At 59.3% G+C, this 22,753-nt stretch carries 24 protein-coding genes; 14 read left to right on the top strand and 10 right to left on the bottom strand.

The window, feature by feature from the left end:
- Window positions 1–10 precede the first annotated feature (10 nt).
- On the bottom strand, window positions 11–931 hold the full coding sequence (locus GGE33_RS03305) for a LysR family transcriptional regulator (RefSeq protein ID WP_183821221.1): 921 nt from the start codon (window positions 929–931) through the stop codon (window positions 11–13).
- Between the two features lie 114 nt (window positions 932–1,045).
- Here GGE33_RS03305 and GGE33_RS03300 point away from each other — a divergent pair, with 114 nt between their 5' ends.
- The gene (locus tag GGE33_RS03300) at window positions 1,046–2,083 is read left to right on the top strand and encodes a YeiH family protein (RefSeq protein ID WP_183821220.1); all 1,038 of its coding nucleotides are present in this window, start codon (window positions 1,046–1,048) and stop codon (window positions 2,081–2,083) included.
- A gap of 46 nt (window positions 2,084–2,129) precedes the next feature.
- On the opposite strand, the gene GGE33_RS03295 is transcribed toward GGE33_RS03300, so the two are convergent.
- Window positions 2,130–2,321: a DUF2735 domain-containing protein gene (locus GGE33_RS03295; RefSeq protein WP_183685231.1), complete on the bottom strand. Its 192-nt coding sequence runs from the start codon at window positions 2,319–2,321 to the stop codon at window positions 2,130–2,132.
- A 52-nt stretch (window positions 2,322–2,373) separates the two neighbouring features.
- A complete protein-coding gene (locus tag GGE33_RS03290) occupies window positions 2,374–2,646 on the bottom strand; it encodes a hypothetical protein (protein ID WP_183821219.1) in 273 nt (90 codons plus the stop codon).
- A gap of 92 nt (window positions 2,647–2,738) precedes the next feature.
- On the opposite strand from GGE33_RS03290, the gene GGE33_RS03285 reads away from it, so the two are divergent.
- On the top strand, window positions 2,739–3,773 hold the full coding sequence (locus GGE33_RS03285) for a glutamine synthetase beta-grasp domain-containing protein (protein WP_148145780.1): 1,035 nt from the start codon (window positions 2,739–2,741) through the stop codon (window positions 3,771–3,773).
- 79 nt (window positions 3,774–3,852) lie between these two features.
- On the opposite strand, the gene GGE33_RS03280 is transcribed toward GGE33_RS03285, so the two are convergent.
- The gene (locus GGE33_RS03280) at window positions 3,853–4,491 is read right to left on the bottom strand and encodes a TetR family transcriptional regulator C-terminal domain-containing protein (protein ID WP_183821218.1); all 639 of its coding nucleotides are present in this window, start codon (window positions 4,489–4,491) and stop codon (window positions 3,853–3,855) included.
- A gap of 249 nt (window positions 4,492–4,740) precedes the next feature.
- Between GGE33_RS03280 and GGE33_RS03275 the strand changes: the two genes are divergently transcribed.
- From GGE33_RS03275 to GGE33_RS03225, 11 genes are all read left to right on the top strand, one after another.
- On the top strand, window positions 4,741–5,994 hold the full coding sequence (locus GGE33_RS03275; protein WP_210303561.1) for a Zn-dependent hydrolase: 1,254 nt from the start codon (window positions 4,741–4,743) through the stop codon (window positions 5,992–5,994).
- Window positions 5,991–6,467: a GNAT family N-acetyltransferase gene (locus GGE33_RS03270; RefSeq protein WP_183821217.1), complete on the top strand. Its 477-nt coding sequence runs from the start codon at window positions 5,991–5,993 to the stop codon at window positions 6,465–6,467. Before GGE33_RS03275 ends, GGE33_RS03270 begins: the two co-directional genes overlap by 4 nt.
- Before the next feature lie 112 nt (window positions 6,468–6,579).
- Window positions 6,580–8,034 carry a dihydropyrimidinase gene (hydA, locus tag GGE33_RS03265; RefSeq protein ID WP_183821216.1) on the top strand — a complete coding sequence of 485 codons (1,455 nt, stop codon included), beginning with the start codon at window positions 6,580–6,582 and terminating at the stop codon, window positions 8,032–8,034.
- 7 nt (window positions 8,035–8,041) lie between these two features.
- A complete protein-coding gene (locus tag GGE33_RS03260; RefSeq protein WP_183821215.1) occupies window positions 8,042–8,833 on the top strand; it encodes an ABC transporter ATP-binding protein in 792 nt (263 codons plus the stop codon).
- 255 nt (window positions 8,834–9,088) lie between these two features.
- A complete protein-coding gene (locus GGE33_RS03255) occupies window positions 9,089–9,424 on the top strand; it encodes a hypothetical protein (RefSeq protein WP_183821214.1) in 336 nt (111 codons plus the stop codon).
- Window positions 9,424–10,323: an ABC transporter permease gene (locus GGE33_RS03250; protein ID WP_183821213.1), complete on the top strand. Its 900-nt coding sequence runs from the start codon at window positions 9,424–9,426 to the stop codon at window positions 10,321–10,323. The genes GGE33_RS03255 and GGE33_RS03250 overlap by 1 nt, the downstream gene beginning before the upstream one ends.
- A complete protein-coding gene (locus tag GGE33_RS03245; RefSeq protein ID WP_148145787.1) occupies window positions 10,320–11,447 on the top strand; it encodes an ABC transporter permease in 1,128 nt (375 codons plus the stop codon). Before GGE33_RS03250 ends, GGE33_RS03245 begins: the two co-directional genes overlap by 4 nt.
- 56 nt (window positions 11,448–11,503) lie before the next feature.
- Window positions 11,504–12,481: an ABC transporter substrate-binding protein gene (locus tag GGE33_RS03240; RefSeq protein WP_148145788.1), complete on the top strand. Its 978-nt coding sequence runs from the start codon at window positions 11,504–11,506 to the stop codon at window positions 12,479–12,481.
- A gap of 300 nt (window positions 12,482–12,781) precedes the next feature.
- Window positions 12,782–13,993: an efflux RND transporter periplasmic adaptor subunit gene (locus GGE33_RS03235; RefSeq protein WP_183821212.1), complete on the top strand. Its 1,212-nt coding sequence runs from the start codon at window positions 12,782–12,784 to the stop codon at window positions 13,991–13,993.
- Window positions 13,990–17,328: an efflux RND transporter permease subunit gene (locus GGE33_RS03230; RefSeq protein ID WP_183821211.1), complete on the top strand. Its 3,339-nt coding sequence runs from the start codon at window positions 13,990–13,992 to the stop codon at window positions 17,326–17,328. Before GGE33_RS03235 ends, GGE33_RS03230 begins: the two co-directional genes overlap by 4 nt.
- 152 nt (window positions 17,329–17,480) lie before the next feature.
- Entirely contained in the window at window positions 17,481–18,164 is a 684-nt protein-coding gene (locus tag GGE33_RS03225) for a Crp/Fnr family transcriptional regulator (RefSeq protein ID WP_183821210.1), read from the top strand.
- Window positions 18,165–18,342: 178 nt separating this feature from the next.
- Here GGE33_RS03225 and ureG read toward each other — a convergent pair whose 3' ends face one another.
- Window positions 18,343–18,954, bottom strand: coding sequence for an urease accessory protein UreG (gene ureG / locus GGE33_RS03220; RefSeq protein ID WP_148145792.1), 612 nt, complete (start codon window positions 18,952–18,954; stop codon window positions 18,343–18,345).
- Window positions 18,955–19,243: 289 nt separating this feature from the next.
- Between ureG and GGE33_RS03215 the strand changes: the two genes are divergently transcribed.
- Window positions 19,244–19,435 carry a hypothetical protein gene (locus tag GGE33_RS03215; RefSeq protein WP_183821209.1) on the top strand — a complete coding sequence of 64 codons (192 nt, stop codon included), beginning with the start codon at window positions 19,244–19,246 and terminating at the stop codon, window positions 19,433–19,435.
- A gap of 35 nt (window positions 19,436–19,470) precedes the next feature.
- Here GGE33_RS03215 and GGE33_RS03210 read toward each other — a convergent pair whose 3' ends face one another.
- The 5 genes from GGE33_RS03210 to GGE33_RS03190 all read right to left on the bottom strand — a co-directional run bounded on the left by GGE33_RS03210 (window position 19,471) and on the right by GGE33_RS03190 (window position 22,744).
- Entirely contained in the window at window positions 19,471–20,103 is a 633-nt protein-coding gene (locus tag GGE33_RS03210) for an urease accessory protein UreF (RefSeq protein WP_183822302.1), read from the bottom strand.
- Between the two features lie 93 nt (window positions 20,104–20,196).
- The gene (ureE, locus tag GGE33_RS03205) at window positions 20,197–20,715 is read right to left on the bottom strand and encodes an urease accessory protein UreE (protein WP_183821208.1); all 519 of its coding nucleotides are present in this window, start codon (window positions 20,713–20,715) and stop codon (window positions 20,197–20,199) included.
- Between the two features lie 185 nt (window positions 20,716–20,900).
- Entirely contained in the window at window positions 20,901–21,443 is a 543-nt protein-coding gene (locus GGE33_RS03200; RefSeq protein WP_183821207.1) for a peroxiredoxin, read from the bottom strand.
- 175 nt (window positions 21,444–21,618) lie between these two features.
- Entirely contained in the window at window positions 21,619–22,290 is a 672-nt protein-coding gene (locus GGE33_RS03195) for a TIGR02117 family protein (protein WP_183821206.1), read from the bottom strand.
- Window positions 22,291–22,300: 10 nt separating this feature from the next.
- Entirely contained in the window at window positions 22,301–22,744 is a 444-nt protein-coding gene (locus GGE33_RS03190; RefSeq protein ID WP_183821205.1) for a GNAT family N-acetyltransferase, read from the bottom strand.
- Window positions 22,745–22,753 lie beyond the last annotated feature (9 nt).

Genomic DNA, 22,753 nt, shown 5'->3' with positions numbered 1-22,753 from the left:
CATTTTTGTATCATCCGGCGCCGGCGACGCCTGCCAGCCCCTCGTCTCCAAAATCCTCATCGAGAAGATCCAGCATCGAGCGCAAAGCGCGCGTCACATGCCGCTCGGAATGATAGGCGGCGGAAAATCGCCGTAGCGGCATGGGAAAATCCACCACATGCAGCCGCCCGGCCATCGAGTGAAACTGCGTTGCACGGCTGGAAAGCACGGTCGCAGAAAGCCCCGCCTCCACCGCCGCCATCGCCGCCTCGTTTGACGGCATTTCAAGCACGACGGAAAGCGCCTGCGGATCGAGACCGAGGCTAGAAAGCTGGCTCTCGAAGGCGGCTCTCGTTCCCGACCCGGCTTCGCGCATGATCCAGTTGGTTTCCAGAAGATCACTCGCCACAAGTTTTCGCCCATCCGCCCAGGCATGGCGACGGCCGACGACGAGCACAAGTCGATCCTCCGCCACGGTCGAGCGCTGCAGGTCAGGAACCACGACCTCCCCCTCGACCACGGCAAGATCCGCCTCACCTCTCACTACCGCCTCAACGGCACCCTGCGTATTGCCGACGATCAGCCGCAGGTCGACGCGCGGAAAACGCTCGTGATAGGCAACCAGCCGGGAGGGAAGCCAATAGCTCGCCACCGTCTGGCTAGCATGGACGCGCAGAACGCCGGAAGCAGAGCCACCGAGATCGGCAAGCGCCAGCTCGGCCGCCCGCACCCGCTCCATCACCGCCCGCGCCTCATCGACGAAAAGACGGCCCGCTTCCGTTAGTCCGATACGCCGTCCGACCCGGTTGAACAGAATAACGCCATGGCGGGCTTCCAGCGCCGAGATCGCGGCACTTACAGCCGACTGCGTGAGATGGAGCGTTTCTGCTGCGCGCGTCACATGCTCAAGCCGCGCAACCTCCAGAAATATCTTCAATTGTTCCAGCGTCATCAGCAAACCATTCGATTTTATCGAACAATACCACAAAACTTATGAGTTGGATTTGTTCTTTTACGAAATGGAGAATGACATTCGAGAATCCCGTGATTTTGTGGAATTTTATCGATGTCGTTTTCAGATTGGGCAGAACGCCCTTACTCATCGCTATCCGGACTGAAGCCGCTTCTGCCCGGTCTTGCGCTGACGGCAACGACCGCTGCAGTAGCGCTGGCGATCAGGTCCGCAACCGGCTGGATGGCCCTCAGTCCGCTCATTCTCTCCATCATCCTCGGCATGCTTATCCGCAATACCATCGCCCTGCCGCAGATCGTCGAAACCGGCATCCAGTTCTCGCTGAAGCGCATCTTGAGAGCAGGCATCATTCTGCTTGGCCTGCAGGTCACGGTAACCCAGATCCTGTCGCTCGGCGGCTCGGCCCTCATCATGGTGACGCTGACGCTGGTGGCGACTTTCCTCGCAATGCGCCTGGCCGGCAGGCTGATGGGCGTCGACCGTCAATTGACGGATCTGATTGCGGCCGGAACCTCGGTCTGTGGCGCATCGGCCGTCATCGCCGCCAATACCGTCGTGCGCGGCAGGCAGGAACATGTCGCTTATGCCGTGGCCTGCGTCACCCTCTTCGGTTCGATTTCGATGATCGCCTACCCGCTGCTGGCCGTACCGCTAGGTCTGGACGAACGCGCCTATGGCCTCTGGTCGGGCGCAACCATTCACGAAGTTGCGCAGGTCGTCGCGGCATCGTTTCAGGCGGGTGATGTGGCCGGCCAGTTCGGCACGATTTCCAAGCTGACACGCGTCGTCCTGCTCGCGCCGCTGATCATGACGCTGGCGATCGCGATGCGTTCGGACGCAGGCGCAGACACGGGCGAAGGCCAGCGCGTCTCGACACCCATGCCGTGGTTCGTCCTGGGCTTTATTGCGATGATGCTGGTGAATAGTGCTGTTTCTATCCCGGCCGACATGAGCCGCCACATCGTGATGCTGACCAACTTCCTGCTGTCCATGGCGCTTGCTGCAATGGGACTGCAGGCAAATATCGGCAAACTGCGTGCTGAGGGATGGCGACCGCTGGCGCTGGGCGCATTCGGCTGGATTTTCATCGCAGCCTTCGGCTATGCCGCACTGAAGCTCTTCGGCTTCTGATCAGCCACCCGCGAGCGGGTGGCTTCGAACACTTTGGAAATCCGGGTCAGCAGGGTTTGGGCGTGTCGTGCGCGTGCTCATCCTCACGAATGGCCTCGCCGTGATACCAGCAAGTATCCACCACGGAGAAAATCACCTCCTTGGAAGAAGCCGGCGCTGTCAGCCCGTTATCGAGACGTCTCCGCTGCATCAGGGGAAACTCATAAATTTTTGCTGTTTCACGATGGATGCCTGCCATCAATCGCCTCCTGAAAGACTGCATCACATTGGACAGGCACATATTCTGCCTATTATTTAATCCAATTGCTGCATTTTACATCATTCCGATGATTTCCGCCAGCGGAGATTGTAATCAAATAACTTTGCACAACGCCGCACGCCGTTAACCCGAATAAACGTTGACGCACCCTCCTGAGTTCCGGATGAGGGAGTCTATCTTCGAATTCGGCTTGTTTATTAAGCAAATCCAAACAAGACGGCTTATCGAAAACGGCCCATTTGAGCGGCAGTGACATTTTTTTCATCGCCGCCGGCTCACGCAGGCGCAAACTGGCACGCAGCATGCATTCATTTGTTTAAGCCCGGGATGCTGACCTTGATGAAAGGCGTCCTCGGATTGGCTCAACGATGAACACTACGGCCTGAGAGACAAAACATGACCAAGTATAAGCTCGAGTACATCTGGCTGGACGGCTACACTCCCGTCCCGAACCTGCGCGGCAAGACGCAGATCAAGGAATTCGATTCTTTCCCGACGCTCGAGCAGCTTCCGCTTTGGGGCTTTGACGGTTCCTCAACGATGCAGGCCGAAGGCCGTTCGTCTGATTGCGTCCTGAAGCCTGTCGCAATCTACCCGGATCCGGCCCGCACCAACGGCGCGCTCGTCATGTGCGAAGTCATGATGCCGGATGGCGTCACTCCGCATTCGTCCAACAGCCGTGCAACCATCCTCGACGACGAAGATGCCTGGTTCGGTTTCGAACAGGAATATTTCTTCTACCAGGACGGCCGTCCGCTCGGCTTCCCGGAACAGGGTTACCCGGCTCCGCAGGGTCCTTATTACACGGGCGTCGGTTACAAGAACGTCGGCTCGGTTGCTCGCGAAATCGTTGAAGAGCATCTCGATCTGTGCCTCGAAGCCGGCATCAACCACGAAGGCATCAATGCCGAAGTGGCCAAGGGCCAGTGGGAATTCCAGATTTTCGGCAAGGGCTCCAAGCGCGCCGCCGACCAGATCTGGATGGCTCGTTACCTCCTGCTCCGCCTTTGCGAACAGTACGGCATCGACGTTGAATTCCACTGCAAGCCGCTCGGCGACACCGACTGGAACGGCTCGGGCATGCACTGCAACTTCTCGACCAAGTACATGCGCGAAGTTGGCGGCAAGGAATATTTCGAAGCCCTCATGGCTCAGTTCGAAACGAACCTGCAGGACCACATCGACGTTTACGGCCCGGACAACCATCTGCGTCTGACCGGCAAGCACGAAACCGCTCCGTGGAACAAGTTCTCCTACGGCGTTGCTGACCGTGGCGCTTCGATCCGCGTTCCGCATTCCTTCGTCAACAACGGCTACAAGGGCTACCTCGAAGACCGTCGTCCGAACTCCCAGGGCTGCCCTTACCAGATCGCTTCCCAGGTTCTGAAGACGATCTCGGAAGTACCGACCGCAAAGTCGGCTGCTGCCTAATAAAAGTCCTCCCAAGGATAAACGGAAACGCCGGCTTCAAGCCGGCGTTTTCGTTTTTGGTGGTGACGGAGATTGCAGACTACCGCACCCGCAACCCATCCATGAACAACTGCTCCAGAAACCTCGCAGCATCCTCGAACCGCCCCTCGCCGGAATGCGCCTGGCCCAGCACCGCCCTTACCTGTACATCGAAGTCGGCATAATGCTGTGTCGTCGACCAGATCGAGAAGATCAGATGATAGGGGTCGCATCTGGCGATCTTGCCGGCACGCGACCAGGCACGGATCACACCGGCCTTTTCGTCCACCAGCGCTTTCAACGGCCCTTTCAGCTCATCCTCGATCCGCGGCGCGCCCTGCAGGATTTCATTGGCGAACAGCCGGCTCTCGCGGGGAAAGTCGCGCGCCATTTCCAGCTTGCGACGAATATAGGAGCGGATCTCGCTTTCCGGGTCGCCATCCGCGTCAAACACCCTGAGCGGCTCCAGCCATGTGGTCAGAACCCGGTCGATCAACTGCCGGTGGATTGCTTCCTTGGTACGGAAATAATAAAGAAGATTGGGCTTCGACATGCCGGCCGCCTCGGCGATCTGGTCGATCGTCGAGCCGCGAAAACCGTTCTGCGAAAACACGTCGAGAGCCGCCTCGAGGATCAGCTCTTCCTTCTCCTCCTGGATACGCGTGCGCCGCTGTGTCTTCGCCGCTCTGGAAATGGCCATTCAGTATTGTGTCCCTGTGGCTGCCATCGTGGGTCCCCATCGCCAAATTCTTCAAAACATCTGAAGTGGGACGATTTTCAGCTTGAGTGCTGCTGGGGAAATTGTAAGCTTTTACCAAGCGGTTAAATTATCGGCGACAAGCGGCTCAAACGCAATGCCGATCTTCCGGATTCAAGACCGGATGAGGCCCATGGGAACGAACAGATTTGCTGCCGGTCAGCAGAGCATAAACAGATAAGGAATTTCAAAATGGTGGCAGCACCGGGCGAGAACTTGCGCGTCAACGGCGACCGTCTCTGGGACATGTTGATGGATATGGCAAAGATCGGTCCCGGCATTGCCGGCGGCAACAATCGTCAGACCCTGACGGATGCCGATGGCGAAGGCCGCCACCTTTTCCAGCGCTGGTGTGAAGCGGCCGGCATGACGGTCGGCGTCGACAAGATGGGCACGATGTTCGCCACCCGCCCCGGCTCTGACCCGGATGCCCTGCCCGTCTATATCGGCTCCCATCTCGACACCCAGCCGACCGGAGGCAAGTTCGACGGCGTGCTCGGCGTTCTGGCCGGTCTTGAAGTCGTCCGCTCGATAAACGACCTCGGCATCAAGACGAAACACCCGATCGTCGTCACCAATTGGGCAAACGAGGAAGGCGCGCGTTTTGCGCCTGCCATGCTCGCATCCGGCGTTTTTGCCGGCGTCCATACGATCGATTATGCCTATGGTCGCAAGGATCCCGAAGGCAAGACCTATGGTGATGAGCTGAAGCGCATCGGCTGGCTGGGCGATGAGGAAGTCGGCGCCCGAAAGATGCACGCCTATTTCGAATATCATATCGAACAGGGCCCGATCCTCGAAGCTGAAGACAAGCAGATCGGCGTGGTCACCCATTGTCAGGGCCTTTGGTGGCTGGAATTCACGCTAACCGGCAAGGAAGCCCATACCGGCTCCACCCCGATGGCGATGCGCGTCAACGCCGGCCTCGCCTTTGGCCGTATCATGGAGAAGGTGCAGGAGATCGCCATGGCCGAACAGCCCGGCGCTGTCGCAGGCGTCGGCCAGGCCTTTTTCACCCCGAACTCCCGCAATGTCCTCCCCGGCAAGGTCGTCTTCACCGTCGACCTGCGCACGCCGAGCCAGGAAAAGCTCGACCGCATGCGCGCAAAGATCGAGGCAGCAGCGACGGAAGTCTGCGAAGCCCTCGGCGTCGGCTGCTCGGTCGAAGCAGTCGGCCATTTTGATCCGGTCACCTTCGACCCGACGCTGGTCGGTCGCGTGCGCGGTGCGGCCGAAAAGCTCGGCTACAGCCACATGGACATCATTTCCGGCGCCGGCCACGACGCTTGCTGGGCTGCAAAGCTTGCCCCGACCACGATGATCTTCTGCCCCTGCGTCGACGGACTGTCGCATAACGAGGCCGAGGAAATCTCGAAGGACTGGGCCGCCGCCGGCTGCGACGTGCTCTTCCACGCGGTTGTCGAGACGGCGGAGATCGTCGAGTGACCGTCACGATTGCCATTGAGCAGCCGAAACAGCGTGACGTCGCCGCCCTGATCGGGCTTTCCGACGACTACATGGCATCGCTTTATCCGCCCGAAGGCAATTTCGCCGTGGATCTCGACGCATTGTGCCAGCCCGACATTTCCTTCCTGGTCGCAAGACTGGACGGCAAGGCGGTCGGCTGTGGCGGCATCAAATGGTTCACGGATGGCAGTGCCGAACTGAAACGCATCTTCGTCCATGATGATGCACGCGGCCACGGCATCGGCCGGAAGATTATGGCCGAACTCGAGATGCAGGCAGCTTCGCGCAATGTCATCCGTCTCTATCTCGAAACCGGCCCGCTGAATGTCGAAGCCGTTCGGCTGTACGAAGCGCTCGGCTACCAATCTTGTGGCCCGTTTGCGGATTACGAGGAAAATCCGCACAGCCTGTTCATGACGAAGGATCTCAAACAGCGGGAGGCTGCGCAATGAGCGCCTTCTTCGCATCGAAACCGAAAATAAAACGATCACCACCCGAGATGTTCAGTCCCTGAGGTCCTCGATCTCGGGCGATTGACTGCGGCACACGATAAGGGGAACAACCATGGCCACAGTAGTCAAGAACGGAACCATCGTTACCGCCGACCTGACCTACAAGGCGGATTTGAAGATAGACGGCGGAAAGATCGTCGAGATCGGCCCGGACCTTGCGGGCGACGAAACGCTCGACGCCACCGGCTGCTATGTCATGCCGGGCGGCATCGATCCGCATGTTCACCTCGAAATGCCCTTCATGGGCACCTATTCCGCCGACGATTTCGATAGCGGCACCCGCGCAGCCCTTGCCGGCGGCACGACCATGGTGGTCGATTTCTGTCTTCCCGATCCCGGCCAGTCCATGCTGGATGCCCTGAAGCGCTGGGACAACAAGGCGACCCGCGCGCACTGCGACTATTCCTTCCATATGGCAGTCACCTGGTGGAGCGAGCAGGTCTTCAACGAGATGCAGACCGTCGTTCAGGAAAAAGGCATCAACACCTTCAAGCACTTCATGGCCTACAAGGGCTCGCTGATGGTCAACGATGACGAGATGTTCGCCTCGTTCTCGCGCTGCGCCGAGCTTGGCGCGCTGCCCCTCGTCCATGCCGAAAACGGCGATGTCGTTGCCGCCATGCAGCAGAAATTGATGGACGAAGGCAATAACGGCCCGGAAGCCCACGCCTATTCACGCCCCGCTTCCGTCGAGGGCGAAGCCACAAACCGCGCCATCATCATCGCCGACATGGCAGGCGTGCCGCTCTATGTCGTCCATACCTCCTGCGAACAGGCGCATGAGGCGATCCGTCGGGCGCGCCAGAATGGCATGCGGGTCTATGGCGAACCGCTGATCCAGCACCTGACGCTCGATGAAAGCGAATATTTCGACAAGGATTGGGATCACTCTGCCCGCCGCGTCATGTCGCCTCCCTTCCGCAACAAGCAGCATCAGGACTCACTCTGGGCCGGCCTCGCCTCCGGTTCGCTGCAATGTGTCGCGACCGACCATTGCGCCTTCACCACCGACCAGAAACGCTATGGCGTCGGCGATTTCAGAAAGATCCCGAACGGCACAGGCGGTCTGGAAGATCGCCTGCCGATGCTTTGGACCTACGGCGTCGCCACCGGCCGCATCACCATGAACGAATTCGTCGCCGTCACCTCGACCAATATCGCGAAAATCCTCAATCTCTACCCGAGAAAGGGCGCGATCCTCGTCGGTGCCGATGCCGATCTTGTCGTACTCGATCCGAAAAAGTCGAAGACGATCTCGGCCAAAACCCAGCAGTCGGCGATCGATTACAACGTCTTCGAGGGCAAGCAAGTCACCGGCCTGCCGCGCTACACGCTGTCGCGCGGTGTCGTCGTCGTCGAGGAGGGTACGATCAGGAGCCGCGAAGGCCACGGCCAGTTCGTCGCCCGCGAGCCCTATCCGGCGGTCAGCAAGGCGCTCTCCACCTGGAAGGACCTAACCGCACCGCGCAAGGTCGAACGAACGGGGATCCCGGCAAGCGGGGTGTGATCGTGACATGGCTGAGAACAATTTCTCCGTCGTTTCCGCGAAAAAACTCGGCCTGACTTTCGAGACGAGCGACGGGCCGGTCCATGCTCTGTCCGATGTCGATCTGGAGGTGAAGCGGGGCGATTTCGTCTCCTTCATCGGCCCGTCCGGCTGCGGCAAGACGACATTCCTGCGCGTCATCGCCGATCTCGAAAGCGCCACTTCGGGCGAAATCACCGTCAACGGCATGACGCCGGAAAACGCCCGAAAGTCGCGGTCCTATGGCTATGTCTTCCAGGCACCGGCGCTTTATCCCTGGCGCACGATCGAAAAGAATATCGCGCTGCCGCTGGAGATCATGAATTACTCGGCAGCGCAGCGGAAGGAACGCATTGACCGCACCCTCGATCTCGTCAATCTTGCAGGCTTCGGCAAAAAATACCCGTGGCAGCTCTCCGGCGGCATGCAGCAACGCGCCTCGATCGCGAGAGCTCTGGCCTTCGACGCCGATCTCCTGCTGATGGACGAACCTTTTGGCGCACTGGACGAAATCGTTCGCGACCATTTGAACGAACAGCTTCTGAAACTCTGGGCACGCACGGAAAAGACGATCTGCTTCGTCACCCACTCGATCCCCGAAGCCGTCTACCTGTCGACCAAGATCGTCGTCATGTCCCCCCGCCCAGGCCGGGTAACGGATGTCATCACCTCGACACTGCCAAAAGACCGCCCGCTGGAAATCCGCGAGACACCGGAGTTTCTCGCGATTGCCCATAGGGTCCGGGAAGGTTTGAGAGCGGGGCATAGTTATGAGGAGTGATCTTTCCCGCACGTCAGCGAGAGATACCCCCCTCTGCCCTGCCGGGCATCTTCGCCACAAGGGGGGAGATCACAAGCGGCGGGCTCACTGCCCCAAAACGACACCGCGCGGTATTCAAAGGATTCCGATGGAGTGGCGAGTGAAAGCCCAGCCGATCTCCCCCCTTGTGGGGGAGATGCCCGGCAGGGCAGAGGGGGGTAAGGTTCGGGGCAAGAACACAATCGGCAGCATAATATATCTGACGGGAGCAGCCCCATGACCCCTACCTTCCTCCTCTGGCTCAGCGGCGCCATGGCAACCTTCCTCGCGGCCGCCACCGCCTCTCGCGCCTACATCACCTCCAGCAACATGCTCCTTCTGCTCCTGTCGCTTTCGCTCTACTGTGTCGGCAACCTGATGATGGTGAAGCTGATGCGTGAAGGCGGACTGGGGCTGGCGATCTCTGCATCGGCGATTGCCCAGCTGCTGCTGATCAATGTCATCGCTTTCGCCATTTTCGGTGAACGCCTGACCGCCACCCAGCTTGCGGGCGTTGGCCTCGGCGTCGTCGCCATGGTGCTGATGCTGTTTCCGGTCGGAGCGAAAAGCTGATGGGACGGGAACACCTCATCCAGCACCGGATCATGCCCGTCACGGTGATCGTGCTTGTCATCATTGCCATCTGGTATGTCGGCGCCTATTTCATGAACGCGCCATTCCAGCGCGATCTCGACCGCCGCGCCAACGTCACCTCGACGGCGATCGAATTCCTCGAAAAGACGATGTCGCAACCGAAGCCGACCTTGCCGGCTCCGCATCAGGTCGCCTCGAACGTCTTCGAAAACACGTTTCTCAGAAAGGTCACCTCCAACCGCAGCCTCGTCTACCACGCCTGGGTCACGCTATCGTCCACCGCCGTTGGCTTCACGCTAGGCACGCTTCTCGGCATCCTGATTGCCGTCGGCATCGTCCATGTAAAGGCGCTGGATCGCAGCCTGATGCCCTGGATCATCGCCTCGCAAATGGTACCGATCCTCGCCATCGCCCCGATGGTCATCGTCGTGCTCGGCGCGGTCAACATCACAGGCCTTCTGCCCAAGGCGCTGATCTCGACCTATCTTTCCTTCTTCCCCGTCGCGGTCGGCATGGTGAAGGGCCTGCGCTCGCCGGAACTCATTCAGCTCGACCTGATGCGCACCTATAATGCCAGCGTCGCCCTGACGTTCTGGAAGCTTCGCGTCCCCGCCTCCGTGCCTTTCCTGTTCACCTCGATGAAAGTGGCGATCGCAGCCAGCCTCGTCGGCGCGATTGTCGGCGAACTGCCGACAGGGGCTGTGGCAGGCATCGGCTCCAAACTGCTCGCCGGCGCCTATTACAGCCAGACGATAGACATCTGGGCAGCCCTGATAGCAGGCTCGGTGCTTGCAGCCCTTCTGGTCGCCATCGTCGCACTGATCGGCAAGCTCGTTGAACGGGCGATGGGTGCAAAGCCGGAAAGGAGGCAGGCATGACGATCCTGAAACGCTCCTGGCAATCCTGGTTGGCACTCGCCCTTATCCTTGCGGCACTGGCAACCTTGCCCCTCCTCTCAGCCGAAGCACCGATTGCCTACAAGCCGATCCGGATGTTCTCCATCTTCGTCCTGACGATCGGCGCAACCGTCGTCTCCCTCCTTTCCCTGCCGCCCGTCTTCGTCGCAGTGACCCTCCTCGTCTGCGCTCATTTCTCTACCGGTCTGCTGATCTCACGCCTTGCCGGAAACGAGGGAATGGCCTCTACGGCCTTCTTCCTCATCCTCGCGGCCAACTGGCTGCTGGCTTGGCGCTGCGTCAGCATCCTCTCCGAACTCCGGATTCGCTCCAGGGCGATAGACAGCCTCCTACGCCTCATCATCCCGGCAATCTTCGGCGCCTGGATCCTCATCCTCTGGGAAGCGGCAACCCGCGGGCTTGGCATCCCCTTCATCATCCTGCCACCGCCATCCGCCATCGGCGCCCGGTTTGCGTCGTCTATCCCGACGCTCTGGGCGGATGTGCAGCAGACCGTCTTCAAGGCCGTCATCTTCGGTTATCTTGTCGGCTGCGCATCCGGCTTTGCGGTAGCGATCCTTGCCGATCGCATCGCGTTTTTCCGCCGCGGCTTGTTGCCGATCGCCAATCTCATGTCGGCGCTGCCGATCATCGGTGTCGCGCCGATCATGGTCATGTGGTTCGGCTTCGACTGGCAGTCCAAGGCTGCCGTCGTCATCGTCATGACCTTTTTCCCCATGCTGGTGAACACCATCGCCGGCTTAAGTGCAGCAGGCTCGATGGAACGCGACCTGATGCGCTCCTACGCATCGGATTACTGGCAGACGCTGACAAAGCTCAGGCTTCCCGCTGCCATGCCCTTCATCTTCAACGCGCTCAAGATCAATTCGACGCTGGCGCTGATCGGCGCGATCGTTGCGGAATTCTTCGGCACGCCGATCGTCGGCATGGGCTTCCGTATCTCAACCGAAATCGGTCGCATGAATGTCGACATGGTCTGGGCCGAAATCACGGTTGCAGCGATTGTCGGATCGATCTTTTATGGTGTGGTCGCGCTGGGAGAGCGGGCACTGACATTCTGGCATCCGTCTAACCGTGGGGGTTAGGCGCAACGAACCGCTTGGCGTAACATCGCAAGGGCGGAAAAGAGAGGGTAGCAGCAATGAAAAAGATCATGAAGGCATTGATGGCCGGCGCAATCGGAACCACCGTGGCGCTTTCGGCGGCCCAAGCAATGGCCGCAGACAAACTGACGCTGCAGCTGAAATGGGTGGCTCAGGGCCAGTTCGGCGGATATTTCGTCGCCAAGGACAAGGGGTTCTACGAGGAAGAAGGCCTCGACGTCACGATCAAGCCGGGCGGCCCGGATATCGCACCGGAACAGGTGATTGCCGGCGGCGGCGCAGATGTCATCGTCGACTGGATGGGCGGCGCACTGGTCGCCCGTGAAAAGGGCGTACCGCTGATCAACATCGCCCAGCCGTTCCAGAAGTCCGGCCTCGAACTGATCTGCCCCAAGGACGGCCCGGTAAAGACCGAAGCCGACTTCAAAGGCAAGACGCTCGGCGTCTGGTTCTTCGGCAACGAATATCCGTTCTTCGCCTGGATGAACAAGCTGGGCTTGAAGACCGAAGGCGGCACGGATGGCGTGACCGTGCTGAAACAGAGCTTCGACGTGCAGCCGCTCGTCCAGAAACAGGCAAACTGTATCTCGGTCATGACCTATAACGAATATTGGCAGGCAATCGATGCCGGTTTCAAGGCGAACGACCTTGTCGTCTTCAACTACACGGCGCTCGGCAACGATCTCCTGGAAGACGGGCTTTATGTCCTCGATACCAAGCTGAAGGACGAAAAGTTCAAGGAGAACATGGTTAAGTTCGTCCGTGCCTCGATGAAGGGCTGGAAATACGCCATCGACAATCCGGATGAAGCCGCCGAGATCGTGATGGAAAATGGCGGCCAGGACGAAAACCACCAGAAACGGATGATGGGCGAAGTCGCCAAGCTGATCGGCGATGGCAAGCTCGACATGGCGACTTACGAACGCACGGTGAAGGCGCTGACCGACCAGAAGATCATCAGCAAGGCCCCGGAAGGGGCCTACACGGCCGATATCACTAGCGCAGCCCTGAAATAATGATGAAATCATGCTGAAATAATCCAGCAACAAAAGTCTCTGATACTTCTTCCTGCCCGGCTTCCTAGTCGGGCATTTTTTTGCCATCAGGACATGTCAACCCGTCACTGCCTGCATGGATTGATCGTCTGAGAATGAACACGTAAAGGTAGCTGCCGAAGCCGACGCCGACTTTTTTCGGTTGAACCAGAAAGAAGTGTCGGATGAAGCTTTGGTCCCGCGTCATACAGGGAGGAAGTATGACTCGAGGGATGCCGATGGTCGGCGCATGCCCGTTCCTCCAAACAGTGGATTTGCCGCATGCCGCATAGCTTGTCGAAATCGATCCCCGCCCTCGTTCTGCTGCTTTCCTCCGTCGCAGCCTCACCGCTTGCGGCACAGCAAACCGGCCAGCCTGCCGCCGCGGAAGCAAAGCTCCCGTCGATCATCGTGACCGAGGCCTTGAAGAAATCGCTGACAGACCGGATCATCGCAACCGGCACCATACGTCCCATAGACGAGATCTACGTGCAGCCGCTTGTCGAGGGCCTCTCGGTGAAGACGATCAATGTTGATGTCTCCGACGAGGTCGAAGCCAACGCGGTTCTGGCCACCCTGAACGACGATGCGTTGCTGCTCCAGAAGAGCCAGTATCAGGCAAACAAGGCCAAGGCCGAAGCATCGGTCGCGCAATACCAGGCTCAGGTGATCGAGGCCGAAGCAAACCTCGATGACGCAGTCAAACAACGCGACCGCACGAAAAAGCTCAACGAGAGCGGCACGAGCACGGTCTCTCAGCTTGAACAGGCGAATGCCCAGGTCGATGTCGCACGCGCCCGGCTGAATGCCGCCCGCCAGGCGGTGACGGTGGGAGAAGCCGATGTCCACGTCATTGACGCCCAGCTTGCCGATGTCGAACTGCAGCTCGCCCGCACCGGCGTAAAGGCGCCCGTTGCCGGTGTCATCTCGGCAAAGAATGCCAAGGTCGGCGCCATCGCGTCCGGCAACGGCGATCCGCTTTTCACCATCATCAAGGACGGCGCGATCGAGCTGGTTGCCGACATCTCCGAATCCGACATTCAGAAGGTCAAACTCGGTCAGAAGGCACTGGTGACCGTCGCCGGCGGCCAGCGGGAGATCGAGGGCCGTGTGCGGCTGGTCTCCCCGACTGTCGACCAGACAACCAGGCTCGGCCTCGTCCATATCGAGATCGACCCCGATAGCGGCGCGCGCGCCGGCATGTATGGGCGCGCGGCAATCGTCGTGAATCAGGCAGATACGCTCGCCCTTCCGCTCTCCGCCGTAACGACAGGCCGCGAAGGGTCCTTTGCCCGCAAGGTGGAAGGCGGCGTCGTCAAGCAGGTCAAGATCGAAATCGGCTTCCAGGACGGCGGCTTCATTCAGGTCTTGAACGGCCTGCAGCCCGGCGATGTCGTCGTCGCCAAGGCCGGCGCTTTCGTCCGAGACGGCGATCATATCGCACCGGTTCCGGAAAAGGCGGCAGCCACCAAGGGCACGGAGGCTTCGCAATGAACTTTTCCGCCTGGTCTATCCGCAACCCGATCGCTCCCCTGCTTGCCTTCGGCCTGCTGCTCTATGTCGGCCTGCAATCCTTCTTCGCCCTGCCGATCACCCGTTTCCCGAATATCGACGTTCCCGTCGTCTCTGTGACGGTGGTTCAGAGCGGCGCATCACCGGCTGAACTCGAAATGCAGGTGACGAAGGAGATCGAGGACGCAGTCGCCTCGATCAGCGGCATCGACGAGATCCAGTCGACCGTGACCGACGGCCAGTCGCTCACGACGATCGTCTTCCGCATCGAAAAGCCCACAGAAGAGGCGGTGCAGGACACCAAGGACCAGATCGACAAGATCCGCAGCGACCTGCCTGCCGGCATCGAGGAACCGATCGTCACCAAGGTCGATGTCGAAGGACAGGCGATCCAGACCTTCGCCGTCTCCTCGCCCAACATGACGCTGGAGGAGCTGTCCTGGTTCGTCGACGACACGATCACCCGCGACCTTCAGGGCAAGCCCGGTATCGGTCGTATCGACCGCTACGGCGGGGCGGACCGGGAAGTGCGCGTCGCCCTCAACCCGGCAAAGCTCGACGCCTACGGCATCACCGCGGCAGACGTGAATACGCAGATCAAGGGCACCAATGTCGATCTCGGCTCGGGCCGGGGTCAGGTCGCCGGCAACGAGCAGACGATCCGCACGCTCGGCGACGCTCGCAATGTCCAGCAACTTGCCGATACCAACATCGCGCTCTCGAACGGCCGCTTCGTAAAACTCTCAGAACTCGGGCGGGTGACCGATACCTATGAGGAGCAGAAATCCTTCTCGCGCTTCAACGGCACGCCGTCGGTCACCTTCGCCGTCTTCCGCGCCAAGGGTGCAAGCGAAGTCTCTGTGGCGGAAACCGTTGCCGAAGGCCTGGACGGCATCCGCAAGGCGCATCCCGATGTCACGATCGAGATGGTCGATGACTCGGTCTATTTCACCTATGGCAATTACGAGGCGGCGCTGCACACGCTGATGGAAGGTTCGATCCTCGCCGTCATCGTCGTCTTCCTTTTCCTGCGAAACTGGCGTGCGACCTTGATTGCGGCAGTCGCCCTCCCGCTGTCCGCCATTCCGACCTTCTGGATCATGCACATGATGGGGTTCTCGCTGAACCTCGTCTCGTTCCTCGCTTTGACATTGGCAACAGGTATCCTCGTCGACGACGCGATCGTCGAGATCGAGAACATTGCCCGCCATATCAAGATGGGCAAGACGCCCTATCGGGCGGCGCTTGAGGCGGCCGACGAAATCGGCCTTGCGGTGATCGCCACCAGCTTCACCATCATCGCCGTCTTCGTCCCCGTCTCCTTCATGCCCGGCATTCCGGGCCAATATTTCATCCAGTTCGGCCTGACCGTCGCCTTCTCGGTGTTCTTCTCACTCGCGGTGGCGCGCCTGATCACACCGCTGATGGCCGCCTATCTGATGCGCGCCGAAGACGGGCGCGAAGACGACCACCAAGACAACGACGGAAGGCTGATGAAGGCCTATACCCGCGTCGTCACCGCCACGACCCGAAAATGGTACTGGCGTTACGCGACCATGGTCGCAGCTGTTGCATTCCTGGGCGGTTCGCTGTTCCTTCTGAGCAAGGTGCCGGGCAGCTTTCTGCCGCCGGATGACAGTTCCCGCGTGGTCCTGTCTCTCGAACTGCCGCCGAACGCGACGCTCGAAGAGACGGATGCGGTCTCCACCAGCGTCTACGATGCGGTGAAGGGTATCGACGGCGTCGAAAGCGTCTTCACGCTGGGCGGCGCCTCGCCGAAGGGCGATCTCGAACTGCGCCGGGCAACCGTCCGAATCATCCTGCAGAATATCGACCATTCGCTGGTGAAGACCTTGGTCAACAAAGGCCTTGGCTCTCTCCCGCTGATCGGCGACCTGTTGCCCAAACTGCCCGAACATGGCCGCACGCGCGCGCAATGGGATGTGGAGAAGGATATCTTCGCCGCCGTACGCTCGATCCCCGACGTACGTATCTCCAAGGTCAACGACCGGGCCGAACGCGAACTTTCGTTCAACTTCCTCTCTTCGAACGAGGAAGACCTGAACAATGCCGTGAGCCTGTTGGAATCCAGGCTACGAGCCTCGCCGATCCTGGTCAACGTCTCGTCGGAAGGCGCCCTGCCCCGTCCCGAACTGCAGATCCGTCCGCGCATGGCAGAAGCCTCCCGCCTCGGCATCACCCCGCAGCAGATCTCCGAAACCGTACGCGTCGCAACGATTGGCGATATCGACGCCAACCTCGCAAAAATCTCGCTCGACAGCCGCCAGATCCCGATCCGCGTGCAGACATCGCTCGACACGCGCCGCGACCTGCAGTCGATCCGCAATCTTAAGGTCAAGACATCGTCCGGCACGATGGTGCCGCTCTACAGCGTTGCCGATATCGACTATTCGGAAGGTCCAAGCTCAATCAAGCGTAACGACCGCAACCGCGTCGTGGCGATCGGCTCCGACGTTCCCTTCGGCACGGCGCTCGACACCTCAACCGCCGAGTTCAAGCGGATCGTCGACGAGACTGAGCTACCGCCGACGGTGCGTCTGGCGGAAAGCGGTGACGCCAAGGTCCAGGCCGAAATGACGCAAAGCTTCGGCAATGCGATGCTGATGGGCCTGATGCTTGTTCTCGTCGTCCTGATCCTGTTGTTCAAGGATGTCATCCAGCCTTTCACCATCCTATTCTCCCTGCCGCTCGCCATCGGCGGCGTGGCAGTGGCGCTGATCGCGACACAGAATGCGCTCTCCATGCCCGTCCTCATCGGCATCCTGATGCTGATGGGCATCGTCACGAAGAACGCCATCCTGCTCGTCGATTTTGCGATCGAGATGAAGCGGCACGGGTTGGAGCGCGTCCACGCCATGGTCGAGGCCGGCCGCAAGCGCGCAAGGCCGATCATCATGACCTCGATCGCCATGTCGGCCGGCATGCTGCCATCCGCCATGGGGGTCGGCGAAGGCGGCTCCTTCCGTGCGCCCATGGCGATCGCCGTCATCGGCGGCATCATCGTCTCGACGGTGCTCTCGCTTCTCGTCGTTCCCTCCTTCTTCCTCATCATGGACGATCTGTCGCGCCTGCTCGGCAAGCTCTTCGGCCGCTTCGTCGGAAAGAAGGAAGAAGAGGATTTGATGTCATCGGAAGAAGTCGCCCACCATACCCGACAAAATCGTCGCAGTCTTTCGGAGTTGGAAGAACGGCTAAACCGCTTGGAAAACAATGAGAAAACAACGGCTTCCGGCTCCCACCCCGGAGCACAGGCAGGCCAGCGTGTGCTTCGGTTGCCACCTATGGCAGCCGAATGACGCCTGATGGAGGCAATCTCCCCGGTCCGATTGTCAGACAAGGCTCCGAATTGCGTGATTGATTGATCAGTATCAAATCCCTCTTTGCCTCACACGCTATCCTGCTTCTCAAGGATTTGGCAGTGTTCGCAAAAAAGGGAAGAGATAGCGAGATGAACAGCAGTCTGAAACTCAGCAATCGAGACCGGGCAGTGCTCATGAAGGCACCGTTTCTGGCAGGGCTGGGCAACAGTGCCCTTGTCCGGCTGATGTCCATGATGACGATCAGCACGCTTCCGGCCCGCAAATTCGTGATGCGCGAAGGCGAAACAGCCGACGCCTTCTATTGCGTTCTCAACGGTTATGTCCGGCTTTTCCGGCTGAGCCGTGAAGGTCGCGAAGCCGACATCATGGTCTGCGCCCCGGGCGACACATTTGCAGAGCATCTTCTGTTCAGCGACAACGTTTATCTTTGCAACGCCCAGACGGCCGAGCCGGCAACGCTCGCCCGCTTCGACATGCAGGCCGTGCGTGACCTTGCCCAGCAGGATCCAGAAATCGCCAAGGCACTGATTGCCGCCATATCCCGGCATCTCGTCGGTACGATGGATTGCATCGCCAACGACCGTCTTTTCACCGCACCGCAGCGGGTCGCCAACTACATCCTCAGCCGCTGCCCGGTTGACGGAGGCTCCGCCTCGATCCGCCTGCCATTCCAGAAGAGCCTGCTTGCCGGCATGCTCGGCCTTGCGCCGGAAGCGCTCTCTCGCGCCTTTTCCAGCCTGCGCCGCGTCGGCGTGACAGTCAGGGGACGCATCATCCAGGTCGGAGACGTTCAGGCGCTCAGAAATATCTGAAGCATAAAACATTGAGCAGTTTCGCGTTTCGAAGAAAGGCGGAATTGCTACAGGCTCGAAGGCGCGCGAGACGACGCAGCCTTCGCAGCGGCCTGTTGCCACAGGGGTGTCCGGCGACAGGCGAGGCCGGCGGGTCATTAGACCGCCGGCCTTTTTCTTTTCCGGTTATAGGCCGGCTTTAAAGTCCGCCCTGGACCTTCAGGAATTCCACGATATGGCCGACCCCCTCGCCGCGTTTCAGGTCGGTGAAGACATGAGGCTTCATTTCCCGCATGCGGCTGGCATCCCGGTCCATCACATCCATGTCGACGCCGACATAAGGCGCCAGATCCTTCTTGTTGATCACCAGCAGATCAGATCGGGTAATGCCAGGGCCGCCTTTGCGCGGTATTTCCTCACCCTGACAAGTGGAGATGACATAGATCGTGATGTCCGCCAGATCCGGAGAGAAGGTAGCTGCGAGATTGTCTCCGCCAGACTCGATGAACACGACATCCAAATCCGGAAAACGTTCGTTGAGACCCGCAATCGCCTGGAGATTGATCGTCGCATCTTCGCGGATCGCCGTGTGCGGACAACCACCTGTCTCGACGCCCACGATACGATCCGAGGAAAGCGCCTGCATCCGCACCAGCGCATCTGCATCCTCTTTGGTGTAAATATCGTTGGTAACGACCGCGACGGAGAATTCGTCCCGCATCGCCTTACAGAGTTTTTCCGTCAAATGCGTCTTGCCGGATCCAACCGGCCCACCGATGCCGACACGAAGGGGACCGTTTGCCGATTTCATGAAATGTCCTTTCGGTATGATGAGATCACAATAATGCCGCGGGAAATCAGCGCAATCGGAAAGTGGATGCCCCACCTGCGGCTTCATCAGTCGGCAGCCACGAGCGGCCGGGTATCACAAAAGTAAACATTCAACGCAGATTTGTGAATTAAGTATATCCCTAGATACCTGTAGAAAACTCATTACACAAATTGTGGTAGCGAGATAAGACCGTCATAATACGTATTGTAGTTGCAATTTAATATCGCATGCTGAGACCTTACCTGAACTGGGAAACGGGGAAATCAGAATGGATTATCAAACGACTGCATCCACATCTGAAGTATTGGAAAAACAACACGACTGCCACAAGGCGGCAGAGGCTGCTCTTTCCAGCATGTTGAAAATGCTGGAATCCTACGGCTTTGACAGAACCGAGGTTGTCCTGTCGCTGGCAGACGCGATTGACGACCAGATCCTTCTCATCGCACAGGACGCCTGAACTAAACTGCCCAACGACAATGCAATTCCGGCATTTCAGGATCGAAAAAGCCGGGAATGCTGCGTTTCGTGACGAAGAGACGCTATTTCGGCCTGTACGGCCGCGCCACCCAAGTCTTCGAGGCCGGTTGAAGCCGCTCTGAGCGAAAGATCTTCTATCCGGGCTTCGAGCCTCGCAATGATCGCAACCCCTTCCGCCTGACCGGCAACGCTCAGCCGGATTCCGGCCGAAACGGCCTGCGATACGGCTGCGTGAAGGAATGCGGCAAGCGCCGGCGCAGAAGGCAAGCCATGACCCGCAGCCACTGCTCCGACAGCCACGGGAAATGGCACATTGGCCGGAAGCCGTTCGAAGACCGGATGCGGCCATGCCGAAGCTGCAGCAATGAAAGCCTTTCCAAGTGACAGCGTCTCGTTGAAGCGCTCGGCCGAACCCGCCAGCGCCAGTCCGAGAGCCGCTACCTCTGCAAGCGGGCCTTGTTTATCGGCCTGGCGCCATGCTTCGCAGAACAGCACGGCATCGTTCCACAGCGAACCATGCTGAAGCACGGTCGACAGCCAGTCCTCAAGACCCTGGGCATTTCTGACCAGCCCATCTTCGACAGCACGCTCCAGCCCGCCGGACCAGGCGAAGCCGCCAATCGGAAAGGCCGGCGAAAGCCAGGCCATCAGCCGCAGCAAGGCCCTCGTGTCCACTGCTCCGCCAATCGTCCCCTCTGTCGCCGGGTCGCCCGGCCGCGGATGCTCTGTCACGATATGCGATCAGTCATGATGATGATGGTCGTGACCATGGGAATGGTCGTGGTCGTGGGAATGCCCATGATCATCCGAATGGCTGCCATGGGAACCATGCGCGTGATAGGCGCCGCGAGCCGGCTGGAACGGTTCCTCGACATCGCTGACGCTGGCGCCCAGCCCCTGCAGCATGGAGCGGATCACATGATCGCGCAGGATCAGGATACGGCCTTCCTCGATCTGGGCGGAAAGATGCCGATTACCGAGATGCCATGCGAGTTCGATCAGATGCAGTGTGTCGCGCGCCTTGACCTCGAAAAGCTTTTCCGGTGCCGCCTGTACTTCCACCGTGTCACCGTTGTCGAGCACCAGACGGTCGCCGTTATGGAAAAGAACGGCTTCCTTGAGATCGAGCATCACCATATCGCCATTCGAAAGATGCAGCAGCTTGCGGCGCAGGTGACGCAGATCGTGCGGCAGGCTGACGGTGTCAATCGGCGGGTCGGAAATTTCGCCGGCAGGGCGATAGGAATGGATGTGCTGCATGATGGATAACCCGTTGAAATGCAAACTCTTGACGCATGTCTACCGAAAGTGGTCACCGGTGTTGGGAGACATGTGCAAAAGACATCATTGCCAAAGCCGGCCTGCCGCACAAGGCTTAGTTGCGGCTGGACAACAAAAAGCCCGGCGCGAGACCGGGCTTCCTATTGGCAGAAGTCTTTCGCCGCTTATTCGGCAGCGATCTTCAGGGCCTTGAGGTTCTCAAGAATGTTCTGCGGCGAGGACGCACCATAGGGATCGCTCTCGCAATTATCGGAATAGCCTTCTTCTTCGAACCACTGTTCGACGACGCCGTCGTTGACGATCGCGCCATAACGCCACGAGCGCATGCCGAAGCCAAGATTATCCTTGGCAACCAGCATGCCCATCTTGCGGGTGAATTCGCCCGAACCGTCCGGAATGACGGTGACGTTTTCAAGATTCTGGCTCTTGGCCCATGCATTCATGACGAAAGCATCGTTGACCGACATGCAGTAGATCGCGTCGATGCCTTCAGCCTGGAAATCGGAAAACAGCTTTTCGAAATCGGGAAGCTGGTAGGTCGAGCAGGTCGGCGTGAACGCGCCCGGCAGCGAGAAGAGCACGACGCGCTTTCCGGCGAAATAATCGTCCGAGGTAACGTCCTGCCAACGGAAGGGGTTCGGGCCGCCAACGGCCTCGTCGCGTACGCGGGTGCGGAAAGTGACTTGCGGAACCTTTTTGCCCAGCATCAATGCCTCCATGAGAATGAATATTCGCCCCGGTAAGAGGCAGATGCACTCCCTTAACCGCATTTCTCTTGCGATGCAGCAAAGTCAGGCGAAAATTGACGCAACGCAAACCTGCTATTCACAGAAAGCAGGGCTTGGAGCGAGTGAACGAGATCGCCAAGGGTGAACTTTGTTTTCAGTTGAAGAGTCTCAGAGACAGACCCAGCGTCTGAGGCAACGGGTTCCACCAGCCTGTGCGAATGCCCGCGGAACGAAGCGCCTGGGCTGTCCAGGTATTGCAGCCGAGGAGCGCGTTGAATGAGCCATGAGCCTCGAAGAACTGGTCATAAACTCCGTAGCCTGCATCGGGAATGGCCACGATCTCACCGCGATCCCTTACAAAACTGGCTTTGATGAAGTTCGAGAGAGTTTGAAATTCTGCCGGTCGCATATTGAAGGAGCGTATAGCCGGATGCGTTTCATCCATGCTCCCTGCCACGTCCACATGCATTACCGAGCGATCAATGGTCAGCGCCCGAAACACCGGCATCGGCTTCAGGTCACTCCAGGTCGGCGTCTCAAGATAAAATGCGCGACCTCCCCAGCCCAACACCAACCACTGCGCGACCGGATCAGCAATCGGAATGCCGGACGCTTCGAGAAACGCGTAGTCGGCACGTGTTTCCTCGTCGAGAGGAATGACGATATCCGTGTGAATGGGATTGGAGAGCAACAGAATGCGCCGGGTTTCGGCAGAGGAACCTGATCGGTCCAGTGCAAACAGCGGTCGCGGCACGAATGTGCCCGCCGCCGCCGCGAACACAACAACGGCGACGACAGCTATCGATATTCGGAGGATAAATCTCATGCCGAACAACTCAAAGGGCCTTGCGGAAATACACCACCCGCTCCGTCTCGGCAAAACCCCAACTCTCATGCGCATGACGAGATGCGAGATTGTCAATCTCGGCATCCGAGCAGAGTTCGACAAAGCCTTCCGCCGCACAATCCGCCGAAATCCGCTCGATCAGCAAACGCCCGATCTTTTGCTGCCGATGCTCCGGCACAATCCAGATCCCCTCCAGAAACGGCACTGGAGATTGCGTGCTGCCATTGGCGTAACGCCGAATGGAGACTTCGGCAAAGCCGATCCCCTGCCCCTGTTCGTCAACTGCAAGATAGCCCCGCAAAACACCGTCCGACAGAGCGGCAGCAATCTCGGCTCGATGCTCTTCAACCGGTCCATCCGGCCATAATGCGTGTCGCAGCCTGGCCCACTCGGCAATGTCGGCCGCAGCGCATCCCCGGATGGAGAGGCTCATTCCATCTCC

It is taken from the genome of Aliirhizobium cellulosilyticum (assembly GCF_014198105.1).
Classification (GTDB): Bacteria; Pseudomonadota; Alphaproteobacteria; order Rhizobiales; family Rhizobiaceae; genus Neorhizobium; species Neorhizobium cellulosilyticum.
Note: the sequence above shows the minus strand (reverse complement) of the source record. Positions and strands in the feature narration are given on the sequence as shown.

Excerpts from the sequence above, each read along its gene's own strand:
- GGE33_RS03280 (WP_183821218.1), bottom strand. The coding sequence starts at position 4,491 with ATGGCCATTTCCAGAGCGGCGAAGACACAGCGGCGCACGCGTATCCAG.
- GGE33_RS03195 (WP_183821206.1), bottom strand. The coding sequence starts at position 22,290 with ATGAGATTTATCCTCCGAATATCGATAGCTGTCGTCGCCGTTGTTGTG.
- GGE33_RS03275 (WP_210303561.1), top strand. The coding sequence starts at position 4,741 with ATGGTGGCAGCACCGGGCGAGAACTTGCGCGTCAACGGCGACCGTCTC.
- GGE33_RS03210 (WP_183822302.1), bottom strand. The coding sequence starts at position 20,103 with ATGGCCTGGCTTTCGCCGGCCTTTCCGATTGGCGGCTTCGCCTGGTCC.
- ureE (WP_183821208.1), bottom strand. The coding sequence starts at position 20,715 with ATGCAGCACATCCATTCCTATCGCCCTGCCGGCGAAATTTCCGACCCG.
- GGE33_RS03215 (WP_183821209.1), top strand. The coding sequence starts at position 19,244 with ATGGATTATCAAACGACTGCATCCACATCTGAAGTATTGGAAAAACAA.
- GGE33_RS03200 (WP_183821207.1), bottom strand. The coding sequence starts at position 21,443 with ATGCTGGGCAAAAAGGTTCCGCAAGTCACTTTCCGCACCCGCGTACGC.
- GGE33_RS03285 (WP_148145780.1), top strand. The coding sequence starts at position 2,739 with ATGACCAAGTATAAGCTCGAGTACATCTGGCTGGACGGCTACACTCCC.
- GGE33_RS03235 (WP_183821212.1), top strand. The coding sequence starts at position 12,782 with ATGCCGCATAGCTTGTCGAAATCGATCCCCGCCCTCGTTCTGCTGCTT.
- GGE33_RS03240 (WP_148145788.1), top strand. The coding sequence starts at position 11,504 with ATGAAAAAGATCATGAAGGCATTGATGGCCGGCGCAATCGGAACCACC.
- GGE33_RS03295 (WP_183685231.1), bottom strand. The coding sequence starts at position 2,321 with ATGGCAGGCATCCATCGTGAAACAGCAAAAATTTATGAGTTTCCCCTG.
- GGE33_RS03305 (WP_183821221.1), bottom strand. The coding sequence starts at position 931 with ATGACGCTGGAACAATTGAAGATATTTCTGGAGGTTGCGCGGCTTGAG.
- GGE33_RS03225 (WP_183821210.1), top strand. The coding sequence starts at position 17,481 with ATGAACAGCAGTCTGAAACTCAGCAATCGAGACCGGGCAGTGCTCATG.
- GGE33_RS03245 (WP_148145787.1), top strand. The coding sequence starts at position 10,320 with ATGACGATCCTGAAACGCTCCTGGCAATCCTGGTTGGCACTCGCCCTT.
- GGE33_RS03230 (WP_183821211.1), top strand. The coding sequence starts at position 13,990 with ATGAACTTTTCCGCCTGGTCTATCCGCAACCCGATCGCTCCCCTGCTT.
- GGE33_RS03290 (WP_183821219.1), bottom strand. The coding sequence starts at position 2,646 with ATGCTGCGTGCCAGTTTGCGCCTGCGTGAGCCGGCGGCGATGAAAAAA.
- GGE33_RS03300 (WP_183821220.1), top strand. The coding sequence starts at position 1,046 with ATGTCGTTTTCAGATTGGGCAGAACGCCCTTACTCATCGCTATCCGGA.
- ureG (WP_148145792.1), bottom strand. The coding sequence starts at position 18,954 with ATGAAATCGGCAAACGGTCCCCTTCGTGTCGGCATCGGTGGGCCGGTT.
- hydA (WP_183821216.1), top strand. The coding sequence starts at position 6,580 with ATGGCCACAGTAGTCAAGAACGGAACCATCGTTACCGCCGACCTGACC.
- GGE33_RS03260 (WP_183821215.1), top strand. The coding sequence starts at position 8,042 with ATGGCTGAGAACAATTTCTCCGTCGTTTCCGCGAAAAAACTCGGCCTG.
- GGE33_RS03255 (WP_183821214.1), top strand. The coding sequence starts at position 9,089 with ATGACCCCTACCTTCCTCCTCTGGCTCAGCGGCGCCATGGCAACCTTC.
- GGE33_RS03190 (WP_183821205.1), bottom strand. The coding sequence starts at position 22,744 with ATGAGCCTCTCCATCCGGGGATGCGCTGCGGCCGACATTGCCGAGTGG.
- GGE33_RS03250 (WP_183821213.1), top strand. The coding sequence starts at position 9,424 with ATGGGACGGGAACACCTCATCCAGCACCGGATCATGCCCGTCACGGTG.